Origin of the sequence: Sphingomonas sp. S-NIH.Pt15_0812 (genome assembly GCF_003951315.1) — a bacterium.
In the GTDB taxonomy this organism is placed as follows: Bacteria; Pseudomonadota; Alphaproteobacteria; order Sphingomonadales; family Sphingomonadaceae; genus Sphingomonas.
This window is the reverse complement of the sequence record NZ_QLJH01000005.1, coordinates 193,152-203,817: the sequence shown is the minus strand read 5'-3', so window position 1 is coordinate 203,817 and position 10,666 is coordinate 193,152. Positions and strand designations below refer to the sequence as shown.

Sequence of the window (10,666 nt, the reverse complement as noted above, 5' to 3'; positions counted from 1 at the left end):
GGCAGATGCGGCTCGAGCGCCGCCCACGCTTTATCCGACAACCAGAACAGCGCCATGCCTCTCTCCTCCTGATCCACCCACCAGTGAATCAGGAAAACCGTCAGCCCTCAAAATGCTGATTGGGTTTGGACCATAGGGCGCGCGCGTAACCATACGGTCTGACGTAGCTTCAGCTTTTCCCACTTCACCATCGAGACTGTCCGAAAACTTTCTTCGGGAGGCTCGAGCGCGGCGGTGGGAAGCGGTGCAAGCCTCGTATCATGAGTATCGAGGCGTGGTGAGGTGGGAATGAGCGTCGTCGGGGCCATATCGGGCATGAGCACGACGCATTTGGAAGCCCGGTTCAGGCCTGCACGGCGCGGATCAACGCTGGCACGCCGATGAGGGATGGCCCGCCTGAGATTGTAGGCGAGCGCCGTCAGACTGAACTCGGCGCGGACCTTGTCCAGTCCGCGCATCAGGAATGCGCCCTGGTTCATCCATTGCTTGATCGAGCCGAACGGGTGCTCGACCGTGGACTTGCGGATGGTGAGGATGCCGGGCCGTTCCGCGAGGCGCGCCGCCATGCGCTCGATGACCGCCTCGTGCTCGCCGCGATTGATGCGTCGCCAGCGCCCCTTGGTGCAGCGCGCCTTGATCTGGCAGCCGGCACAGGCGGCGGAGCTGGAATATTGGACCGACAGATGCCCGCGCGTGACAGAAGCGTAGCGGGTGTCCAGCACCTGCCCGCCGGGGCAGTGATAGGCGTCGGCGACGGGATCGTAGCGGAACCGCTCCTTGGGGAAGAGGCCGTTGCCGACCGCGGTGGCACGATGCGGGCGCGGGATGTAGGGCGTGATGCCGGCCGCCTCGCACGCGACGATATCGTCGCCCGAGTGATACCCCATGTCCGCCACGGCATCGATCCGCTCGACCCCAAGCGCCTCCATCGCCGCACCGGCGGTGGGTGCCAGCAAGCCCATGTCGTTGCAGGCGTTCGTGACGTGCTGTTCGACGATCAGGCTATGTTTGGCGTCGACCGCCACCTGCGCATTGTAGCCGACCGTGACCTTCGAATGCGCGACCATCAGGCGGGCATCCGGATCGGTGAGCCAGATCTGTCCTTCGCCGCTGTCCTCCAGCTGGCCCAGCAGCGCCGCGCTCGCCTGGCGCTGTTCGCGCAGCCGGGCGATCTTCGTTGCCAACGTATCGCCGCGACCAGTGCCGGCACCATCCTCGCCGCGGTCGATCTCATCCAGCTCGACCAGATAGCGCTCCAGTCGCGCATCGGCCGCGGCGAGATATGTCGCCAGCCCCTCGCGGCTGAAGTTGCGCGACCGGCTGTTGACCGCCTTCAGCCGCGTGCCGTCCACCGCCAGCAACTCGCCCCCGAACAGGTCGAGCTTGCGGCACAGCAGGACGAAGGCGCGGAACACCGCCTTGAACGCCGCCCGGTTGTCGCGCCGGAAGTCGGCGATGGTCGGAAATCCGGCCGCACCCCGCGCAGCAGCCAGATCAGTTCGAGATTGCGGGTCGCTTCCGCCGCCAGGCGCCGGCTCGAGCATATGCGGTTGAGATAGCCGTACAGGTACAGCCTGAGCATGTCGGCCGGATCGTAACCGGGTCGTCCCGTCGCTTTCGGCTGCGTCCGCTGGAACCCCGCCCCACCCAGATCGAGGTCGTCAACGAAGGCGTCGATGAACCGCACCGGAATGTCCGCTGCCACGTAATCCTCGACCGACGCCGGCAGCAGCAGCGCCTGATCTCCAGCATGACCCTCGATATACGCCATGCTCGAAGACTACACCGCCCGAACACCCGCGGGAATCCTCATTGCGTTTTCGGACAGTCTCCCATCCCATCGGGACGATCGCGAGGGGCGTGGTAGTCGTAAACGTATATCTGTGCCCGATCTATGCGCCGCACGCTGTTCGCGAAAACCTTCCTTTCTGACGACCTCGCAGGCGGGCCATGATCCGGCGAAATGGCGGGGCCGGAAAGCCCCGGGACCCCGCCACCGCCGCGCGTTTAGAAACGCTCTTGCCCCGCGCGTTGCGCGTGCGCCGCGGCCAATACCGAAGGGTCCAGACCTACTCCGGCTGATTCAGCCGCCTTGGCAGCGTTCTCCGCATCGATAGCCGCCTGTCGAGCCGACGGACCACGGTCATACTCCGCCTTGAAGGCTCTCCCGGCGTCTTCCGCAGCCGTCTTCGTCGCAAAGCTACGCGACTTGCTGCCATTACCGTCCATGTCGAACCACCACGGCCCCGGATCAGAGCCAATCACCTCACCCACTGCCATGTTCATCTCCTTTCCGTTCGATATCGTCATCGGTCTTGTAGTCCGCAAGCGGCGAAGCTGGCTGGAGTAGTGACGACGAACTGGCGCACCTCCGGTTGCGCTCCATGCTTGCGACTGCACCGTCATGGATATACATTCCACCCGGCTATCATCGGGAATGCGCGATGCAGGTATCGAAAAGGGGCAACAGCCTTGCGGTGCGATTGCCTACGTCCATCGTGGAAGCGCTGGGATTGCGCGAGGGTGACGATATCGAGTTCCACGTCGCGGACGCTCGGACGATGGGCATAGCGCTCAAGGCCGGGCGCGCGGAGATGCTGGAGCGGTTGCGCACCTATCGCGGCCGGCTGCCAGACGACTTCAAGTTCGACCGGGAAGAGGCGAATGCCCGGTAGCTTCGCCGATACCAATGTTCTGGTCTATCTCGCCTCCGGCGACGCGCAAAAGGCCGGGCGGGCCGAAAGCGTCCTGGCGGCCGGCTGCAAGATCAGCGTGCAGGTGCTCAACGAGTTCACCCATGTCGCCCGGCGCAAGATGGCCTTCACCTGGGACGAAGTGCGCGATTTCCTCGGGACCGTGCGGGCCATCGCGAAGGTCGTGCCGCTAACCGTCGAGACGCATGACGAGGGCGTACGGATTGCCGATCGCTACCGACTCTCGGTCTATGATGGCAACTGGTGCGACCAAGCCGTTGGACAGTCGCAGGCGCATGGCGCGGGCGTTTCCTTCGACAGCGGCAACTGCGTGGGCCACCACCGTGCGTGATGATATCCGCGCTGGACGGCTCGTCCAACTGCCAGCCGCGCAACCCGATGCGGCGGAAGCCTTCAACGTGGTTTTTATGGGACCAAGCCGGGCGGTGCCCATGCGGATCCGGGTGTTGCTGGATTATCTCGCGGAACATGGTTGCGTATCGTGATCGTCGTGCCTGTTTTCGACAACGACGGCCATCAGCCGAACAGCCCGTGCAGATACCAGCTCAGATCGCCGGTCGCAGGCTCGACCCCGTCGCCACGCCGGAACAACCAGAAACGCGCGCCGGTGTCGTCCTCGACCCGGAAATAGTCGCGCACCGCCCAGACCTCGCCGTCGCGTCGCCACCATTCGCCATGGATCCGTTCCGGCCCGTCGCCTGCGACCACCGCATGCACCTTGCCCCGCCAGGTGAAGCGGCGCGGTGGGGCGTCGGGGAGCAGCGCGAGCACGCTCGACAGCGGCTCGGGTCGCTGGAGCAGGCGTACCGGTCTCCGCCAGGCCGGCCAGCCGGTGGGAGACGCGAGTGGCGAGGCGCGGCGCACCGCGCGTTCGGGCATGTCGCTTTCGACGGGCGCGGTCGTGAAGGACGCGGCCTCACCAACCCGACCCGCGATCTGGTCGACGAGCGTCGCGATGTCAGGCGTCGCTTCCGCGCCAGTCAGGTCGCCCACCACGGCGATCGCGCCGAGAGGATCGGTGCGCGTCGCCACAAGGCGCATGGTCTCGATCCCGTCACCCGGATCGATCCGCTCGATGCGCAGATGGAACAGGCGAGCAAGATGCGCTGCATCACGTGTCGCGCACGCTGTGCCGATTGCAAGGCGCTGCTCGCTGCCATCGATCCGTTCGAGCAACAGCACCAACGTTCGCGCGCCGTGCCCGCGCCCTTGGAGAAGCAGGATCATATCCGCGACGAGGTCGGCGATGACGTGCTCGATCGCGTCGGCTGTTCCGATCGGTTCGAGAGGCCGGCGTTCGATGAGCGGTGTCTCCTCCGGCACGACGGGCACGATCGGCTCCGCCATCCGGCCGAGCGCCTCATCGAGACGTCGGACACTGGCGAGCCCCAGCCGCCGGGCGAGCGGCCCGCGCGGCAGCGGTAGCAGGTCGGCGATGCGGTCGAAGCCGAAACGTTGCGCGGCGGCGATGGCTTCTGCCGACAGGCGCAACGCTGCGGGCGGCAGCGCACTGATCGCCTGTGCTTCGCCGCCGCCCGGAACCAGGGTGACGGCCTCGCGCCCGTAGCGCGCCAGCGCATGTGCTGCCCCCGGCGTACCTGCCACCGCAACCCGCGCGGTGTAGCCGAAGCGCTGGCAAAAGCGGACCCGTGTCATCGCATGCCTCCAAGTCCATCGTGAAACCGGGGCCGCCACGCTGGCGGGCCAGCTCGACCCCCCACCGGGCGCGGCCGACGCCGGGGGCGGGCAATCGCGCGGACGGCGCGCACGCGATCCGCCACCGGGTCATCGCCGCCGACAGCTCGGTCAGCGGGCAGGCGCCCTGCCGTCGCCAGCGCCGAAAGAGCAGGGCAGGGGAGCCCCCGGTCATTGCCGCCAGTTGCAGCCGCCGGGTAGCGACCATATCCGCGCGTTTCACCTCGCCGACCACCGCCGCGACGCCGCCGTGACGCAGGCCATCCTCCATCACGGCCAACACGTCCTTGTCCTCCCGCACCTCGACGAACAGCAGCGTCGCCGGATCGAGCCCCGCCTGTTCGAAACCCGGCGCATAGAGATCGAAGCGGCTCAGCACCCACAGGACGCGCCGTCCCGTTGCCGCGGCGGCCCGCACGGCGATCCCCACCGTGAACAGCGTTGCCGCAGCATCGTCGCTGAGCGTCGTCGTCGCCGCTGTGACCTCGTGAAGGCCGCCGAGCGTCAGGCCGCCATCCGCCAACCGGTCATCGAGCGCGTCGATCCCGAAAGATAAAATGCCGGAGACGTTGGCGCGCGCCTCGCCGATGCTCTCATGCAGGAGGGCCATGGCATGGTGACGGCGGGCTTCGGTGGACATGGTTGCAGCGACTCATATGTTCGCCTTATGTTCCGAAAAACGTTCTGATTGGTCAAGATGTTGCGGAGCGCTGCGGATGAACGACAATGCACCAATGCGGGGCGATGGCAGCACTCCCGCTGGCCATGATGATCCTTTATTCGATCATATCGGCCGCCGATTACGCACATTGGAGGAATGTGCCCTGCACAAGCGAACCCTCCGACTGACCTGCCCGGCCTGCGACCATGTCCGCGTCCTCGACGCGGTGGCATTGTGGTGGCTGTTCCAGCGCCGAGGTTGGGACGGGACGCTCGGGCTGGTGGGCCGGAAGCTCTGCTGTTCCGTATGCCAGGCGGCGGGGCAGGTCCGTCGACCACGCCTTGCCATCGGTCGCGACGCGCCGACCGGCGCACCCTTGCCCTATCCAGATGCCGCGACGTGGAAGAGGCTTGTCTCGCGCTACCGCTCGTGATCGATAGACGGAACGTGCAATTTTTACAGACTCAAGACCGACGTGCGCGACTATTTCGACGCGCTTGCCGCATCGGAGGGCACGGCCAATACCCTGTCGGTCGAGAAGGACTATGCCGCTCCCGGGAAGCCCGGCTACGTCGTACGGCTGGAAAACGGCCAGCGCGTGCTGAGCACGATGCGCTGGGGCTTTCCGACTCGCAAACCTCGCAAGCGGCCGGCGCGCGAGGGGGAACTCCCCTTCCTTTACGACTGGTGGACCAACGCCCGGAACATGCAGAGCAATATGTGGCGGACATGGCTGGCGCGGCCCGAGCAACGCTGCCTGATGCCGTTCACGCGCTTCGCCGAACCCAAGGCTTCGGCCGATCGGCAAGGGCCGGGCGATACGAATTGGTGGTTCACCGCTGAGGATCAGCCAGTGCCGTGTTTCGCGGGGGTCTGGAAGGTCGACCACGACCATGACCGGGTCTATGCCTTCTGTACGACGGAACCGAACCCGCTGGTCGCGCCCAAGCACCCGAAGGCGATGCCGGTGATCCTGCTGGCGGAGGATCATGAGCGGTGGCTTACCGCACCCGCCGATCAGGTGATGGATTTACTAGCGCCTTATCCTTCGCAGCTCATACAAGTCGAGTAGTGCTGGCTCGATACCGTCCGGCGACGAATAGCATCGGAAATTGATCCATAATGAAGATAATCGTCCAGATGATCTGAATGATCAATGTCTACGACGGTCACATCATCATCGGCAGCAACATCGGACATCCACGTGTTTGCAGCAGCCGCGGTGAACAAAATCATCCACTTGGCCGGTTACGTCATGGCAATTCTATGGTAGATGTCTCCGCGGATCGCCAATCGGGGCGATCCGTGACGGTTGCTGACAGTCATGCGGACGAGGCACTGATCCATCTCGCCGAGTGACAGCGTCCGTCTGCATAAGGGGAGACGTTGCCGTGGCCCGTTTCGTCATCGCCAATCGCCGCGCCGGACGCTTCAGTGCTGATGCCAAGACCGCCTCGCGCTTCTCGGTCGGCGTCGCTCTGGAAGGGATTTCCTCAGCCCGGATCCTCGAGGATAATGAACCCGAAGATCCACTTGCCCGCCGCGTCGTCGTGGTGGAGGCGGATCCCGTGGAAGTCGAACGCGAACGCGCCGCAGCGGGGCCGGATACGATCATCGAGCCGGAGATCCTCCACCACCCACTGAACGTCCTTCCTCCCGATCTGGTCGGCGCCGTGCCGATCGGTGCAATTCCCGCAGCGGTAGGCAATGTCACCCGCATCGTCGTGACGGGCGGCGGTGCAGGGCTCGCCGCCTGCCGCGTCACGGTGTTCTTCCGCGGGTTCGGCGGGACGTCGAGCGCGGAGGCGATCACCGACGCGCAGGGGCGCTGCAATGTCCCCAATCCGGCTCGGGCCGTCGTCGCGGGTGTGCTCGCGCTGCCCAACGGTGGCTTCTGGCCGACGTTGTCGCGAGGGGCCGCGACGGCGATCGACTGCGTACCACTTCCGACGGACGGTCCGCTGAGCTGATGTCATGCTGCAACCGGTATCGATGCCTTCGATCCTGCACTTGGCTCCGGCGTGCGCGTCGGCGTCATCGACACCGGGCTCGGGCCGCATCGCTGCCTGCGGCATGCCCATGGCATCGGCAGCTTCATCGATGGCGTCGAGGATAACGGCCCCGGTGCCACCGACGATGGCGATGGCCATGGCACCCATGTCGCCGGGACGATCGGCGCGCGTCCGGTCGGGCAGGGCGATTACGGCGGTATCGCGCCGGGTGTTGACCTGTTCGCCGCGCGCGTCTTCGCGCCGGGCAAGCTCGCCTCCAACGCCGACATCGCCAACGCGATCGATGCCCTGTCGCGCGGGCATGCCGTCGACCTCATCAACATGAGCCTCGGCGCATCGACGCCATCCGAGGTCATCCACGACGCCATGCTCGACGCGCTGGAGCGTGGGACGTTGTGCGTGGTCGCAGCAGGCAACGAAGCCGGGCCGGTAAGCTACCCGGCGGCGTTCCCGGAGTGTGTGGCCGTGTCCGCCCTCGGCCTCGCGGGCTGGGCTCCTGCGACCTCGCTCAGTGCCACCCGCCTGCCGCAAGCCGCGGACCGGTTCGGTCGCGACAACGTGTTTCTCGCGAACTTCAGTTGCTTCGGTCCGGAGATCGACTGTGCCGCGCCCGGCGTCGGCATCATCGCGCCCGTCCATGATCCTTATGGCCAAAGCGACGCGCTGTTCGCTGCGATGGATGGCACCTCGATGGCATCGCCAGTCGCCTGCGGCATCGCGGCGGCGCTTCTGTCGCGTCAGGCCGGCCTTGCTACGTTGCCGCGGGATGCGGCCCGCGCGGCATTATGCCGCAGCCTGCTCACGGCGGGCTTGCAGGATGTCGGGCTCGCGCCGAAGTATCAGGGACGCGGTATCGCGTTCCTGTCGTAGCTGCTATGATGGTGCGGGAGACCAGTGGACAGATCATGCGGTTCGTCGTTGCAATCAAACGCGGTTTGCGCGGCCAGGGTGTCGAAGCGACCCGAGCGGGGCAGGTGCCCGGTGTGACGCTGGTCGGCGATGCCAATCCCGACCGCGTGATCGTCGATGCCACGGACGAAGCCGTCACCGAGCTTCGCCGCCGCTTCGGCGCGTTCATGCACGTCGAGCCGATGATCGGCCACTCGACGCTGTAGCCTTCGCCCCCGACCAGCTCTTCAATCGTCAGTAGGAACGCCCCGACCATAGCGGATCGCCTGTAGTTCCGGAAGCAGGTGCGATCGTCGTCCCGACGGCCGGACGCCGCGCGAAACGAACTCGATCAGCGGATCCTTTTCGCCGGGCTCGCCGAGGTGATAGGCAGTTTCGCCATCCAGTTGCACCGCGTCGCCAGGCACCATCGCCATGATGGCGATGGCCTGCTCTCGGGTCACCAGTGTCGTGGAAGCGACACCCGCCGACCGGTCATCGATAGTTAGAACATAGCGCATCGCGCCTCCCTTACGGAGGCGGCCGGATCGGAATCAATATCGATCGTTGCGATGCCGCGCATGCCGTAGGAAAGTCGCTGGACCAATTCGCCCGTGCGACCGGAGGCCTCAGATGATCGCTTGCCCGCCGTCTTTCGAGCTTTCTCGTACCAGCTTTTCAGTTCCAACGGCGGACTCGATGCAGATGATCCGCCATGCGTCTCGATGATATACTTGCACGGCGACGCCGGCACTATTCGCGGCCGCTTCCGACCCTACCGGACATCTGCCTGATCGACATTCCGCAGCCCTACGCATCGCCATCGCTGCCGCTCGGCCGCTATTATCCCGTCATCATCGAAACCGGGCGGAATTGGCGGAATGGGATCACTTCCTCGCAACCGATCGGACCGTGCCTCGCGCTCCAGCCCTCCGCCTCCAATTTGCGCTCGTCGCCCGGCAGAAGGGACATATGGCCCCCCCTGGTTCTTCAGGCGCTCGAAATAATCGATGAAGGCCAGATTGGCGGCCGAGTGGTTCTCGACATCGTATGGCGTCGATCGCTGCAGGGTGCAGACCTCCGTCAGCCGCTCCTCGTACATCGCCTTGGCGATCGCCTGGAGCTCCTGCTCGGTGATATCGGTCTTCTGCCTGGCCCGCCTGTCGAGCATATCCAGCACCCTCGGCGTCACCGCCGTGAGCGCCGCCCCCATGTTGCACGCTGCCTTCCGGTCGGTGGTCCGCAGCGACAGCCGGACATCTAGGGTGCCATTATCCAATAAACGATGAATTCGGCGCCACCAGAAAATGTGTCCGCGCCGGTAAACATGTTGAAGACAGTCCAAAACCGCGGCCTTCCCGGCCAGCGCATTGGCACAATCCGATGCACAATTGTGCAGGTGCCAACGGCCGACCCTGATAGTCAGCCAGTATATTCAAACACTTAGCAGCCAATTGGCTGGGATTTCAGGCAGATGGCTGGGGCGGCAGGATTCGAACCTGCGTATGACGGTACCAAAAACCGTTGCCTTACCGCTTGGCGACGCCCCACCGGGAGGCGCGCCTTATAGCCAGAAAGACGCGCCTGAAAAGCCCTTATCCGATGCGGCGCAGCCATCCATGCGGATCGGGTGCGGCGCCACGCTGGATCGCTACCAGCGCCTCGTGCAGCCGGCGCGTCACCGGGCCGGACGCGCCGTCGCCGATCGTGAAGCTGCCCTCCGGCGCGGCGACGCGGCCGATCGGCGTCACCACCGCCGCCGTGCCGCAGGCGAAGGCCTCGACCAGGCGGCCGCTCTCCGCATCGGCGCGCCACTGGTCGATGGCATAGGGCGCCTCACGCACCGTCAGGCCCATGTCGCGCGCCAAGGTCAGCAGCGAATCGCGGGTGATGCCGGGCAGGATGGTGCCGGTCAGCGCCGGCGTCTGCAGCGTGCCATCGGCGAAGACCAGAAAGACGTTCATGCCGCCCAATTCCTCGACCCAGCGGCGCTCGACCGCATCGAGGAACACGACCTGGTCGCAGCCCTGCGCGATCGCCTCCTTCTGCGCGAGCAGGCTGGCCGCATAATTGCCGCCGCACTTGGCCGCACCGGTGCCGCCGGCCGCGGCGCGCGTGTAATGCTGGCTGACCCAGATCGACACCGGCTTGGCGCCACCCTTCCAATAGGCGCCGACCGACGAGGCGATGACCATGTAGAGATATTCGGCCGCCGGCTTCACGCCCAGGAACACCTCCGACGCGAACATGAAGGGTCGGAGATAGAGCGCGCCGTCCGGTCCCTCCGGAATCCAGTCGCGATCGGCCTCGACCAGCCGCTCGACCGATTCGAGAAACAGCGTTTCGGGAAGTTCGGGCATGGCGAGGCGTCGCGCCGAGTCCTGGAAGCGGCGGGCATTCTGCTCGGGACGGAACAGCGCGGTGCCGCCATCGGCCAGGCGATAGGCCTTCATCCCCTCGAAAATCTCCTGCGCATAGTGCAGCACCGAGGAGGCAGGGTCGATCAGCACCGGCTGGCGGGCGGCGATGTGCGCATCGTGCCAGCCTTGTGAGTCGGAAAAGCGAATCACCGCCATATGATCGGTAAAGACGCGGCCAAAACCTGGATCAATCAACTGCTTAGCCCGTTCCGCATCTGCCACGGGCGTGGCATTCGGTTCGAAGCGGAACGATTGCGCGGACATTCTTGGCCTCAT

Annotated in this window: 14 protein-coding genes and 1 tRNA gene; 8 read left to right on the top strand and 7 right to left on the bottom strand. The window is 65.5% G+C overall.

Features of this window, described 5'->3' with window-relative positions; all coding sequences use genetic code 11:
• Nucleotides 1-107: 107 nt before the first annotated feature.
• Entirely contained in the window at nucleotides 108-1,544 is a 1,437-nt protein-coding gene (locus tag BRX43_RS05590; protein WP_206433113.1) for an IS1182 family transposase, read from the bottom strand.
• 463 nt (nucleotides 1,545-2,007) lie between these two features.
• Nucleotides 2,008-2,280, bottom strand: a complete 273-nt coding sequence (locus BRX43_RS05585) for a hypothetical protein (protein ID WP_206433112.1) — start codon at nucleotides 2,278-2,280, stop codon at nucleotides 2,008-2,010.
• A gap of 104 nt (nucleotides 2,281-2,384) precedes the next feature.
• Here BRX43_RS05585 and BRX43_RS05580 point away from each other — a divergent pair, with 104 nt between their 5' ends.
• Nucleotides 2,385-2,675, top strand: coding sequence for an AbrB/MazE/SpoVT family DNA-binding domain-containing protein (locus tag BRX43_RS05580; protein WP_346962848.1), 291 nt, complete (start codon nucleotides 2,385-2,387; stop codon nucleotides 2,673-2,675).
• Complete coding sequence (locus tag BRX43_RS05575; RefSeq protein WP_125993862.1) at nucleotides 2,665-3,045, top strand: PIN domain-containing protein; 381 nt, start codon at nucleotides 2,665-2,667, stop codon at nucleotides 3,043-3,045. Before BRX43_RS05580 ends, BRX43_RS05575 begins: the two co-directional genes overlap by 11 nt.
• A gap of 185 nt (nucleotides 3,046-3,230) precedes the next feature.
• On the opposite strand, the gene BRX43_RS05570 is transcribed toward BRX43_RS05575, so the two are convergent.
• Nucleotides 3,231-4,370 (bottom strand): DNA polymerase Y family protein, encoded by a 1,140-nt coding sequence (locus BRX43_RS05570; protein ID WP_164523536.1) that lies wholly within the window; start codon nucleotides 4,368-4,370, stop codon nucleotides 3,231-3,233.
• 223 nt (nucleotides 4,371-4,593) lie between these two features.
• Between BRX43_RS05570 and BRX43_RS20210 the strand changes: the two genes are divergently transcribed.
• The 6 genes from BRX43_RS20210 to BRX43_RS05535 all read left to right on the top strand — a co-directional run bounded on the left by BRX43_RS20210 (nucleotide 4,594) and on the right by BRX43_RS05535 (nucleotide 8,197).
• The gene (locus BRX43_RS20210; RefSeq protein ID WP_164523535.1) at nucleotides 4,594-4,965 is read left to right on the top strand and encodes a hypothetical protein; all 372 of its coding nucleotides are present in this window, start codon (nucleotides 4,594-4,596) and stop codon (nucleotides 4,963-4,965) included.
• Between the two features lie 541 nt (nucleotides 4,966-5,506).
• Nucleotides 5,507-6,142 carry an SOS response-associated peptidase family protein gene (locus BRX43_RS05555; RefSeq protein ID WP_125993859.1) on the top strand — a complete coding sequence of 212 codons (636 nt, stop codon included), beginning with the start codon at nucleotides 5,507-5,509 and terminating at the stop codon, nucleotides 6,140-6,142.
• 77 nt (nucleotides 6,143-6,219) lie between these two features.
• Nucleotides 6,220-6,429, top strand: coding sequence for a hypothetical protein (locus BRX43_RS05550; protein WP_125993858.1), 210 nt, complete (start codon nucleotides 6,220-6,222; stop codon nucleotides 6,427-6,429).
• A gap of 32 nt (nucleotides 6,430-6,461) precedes the next feature.
• A complete protein-coding gene (locus BRX43_RS05545; RefSeq protein ID WP_125993857.1) occupies nucleotides 6,462-7,040 on the top strand; it encodes a hypothetical protein in 579 nt (192 codons plus the stop codon).
• Nucleotides 7,041-7,091: 51 nt separating this feature from the next.
• On the top strand, nucleotides 7,092-7,952 hold the full coding sequence (locus BRX43_RS05540; protein WP_164523533.1) for a S8 family serine peptidase: 861 nt from the start codon (nucleotides 7,092-7,094) through the stop codon (nucleotides 7,950-7,952).
• An 8-nt stretch (nucleotides 7,953-7,960) separates the two neighbouring features.
• Nucleotides 7,961-8,197 (top strand): hypothetical protein, encoded by a 237-nt coding sequence (locus BRX43_RS05535; protein ID WP_125993855.1) that lies wholly within the window; start codon nucleotides 7,961-7,963, stop codon nucleotides 8,195-8,197.
• A 21-nt stretch (nucleotides 8,198-8,218) separates the two neighbouring features.
• Here the strand turns inward: BRX43_RS05535 and BRX43_RS05530 are convergent, their stop codons facing one another.
• The 4 genes from BRX43_RS05530 to BRX43_RS05515 form a co-directional block, all read right to left on the bottom strand.
• A complete protein-coding gene (locus tag BRX43_RS05530) occupies nucleotides 8,219-8,491 on the bottom strand; it encodes a hypothetical protein (protein ID WP_125993854.1) in 273 nt (90 codons plus the stop codon).
• A 254-nt stretch (nucleotides 8,492-8,745) separates the two neighbouring features.
• Entirely contained in the window at nucleotides 8,746-9,183 is a 438-nt protein-coding gene (locus BRX43_RS05525) for a hypothetical protein (RefSeq protein ID WP_125993853.1), read from the bottom strand.
• A 262-nt stretch (nucleotides 9,184-9,445) separates the two neighbouring features.
• Nucleotides 9,446-9,520, bottom strand: a tRNA-Gln gene (locus BRX43_RS05520).
• A gap of 45 nt (nucleotides 9,521-9,565) precedes the next feature.
• On the bottom strand, nucleotides 9,566-10,654 hold the full coding sequence (locus tag BRX43_RS05515; RefSeq protein WP_164523532.1) for a branched-chain amino acid aminotransferase: 1,089 nt from the start codon (nucleotides 10,652-10,654) through the stop codon (nucleotides 9,566-9,568).
• Between the last annotated feature and the right edge of the window lie 12 nt (nucleotides 10,655-10,666).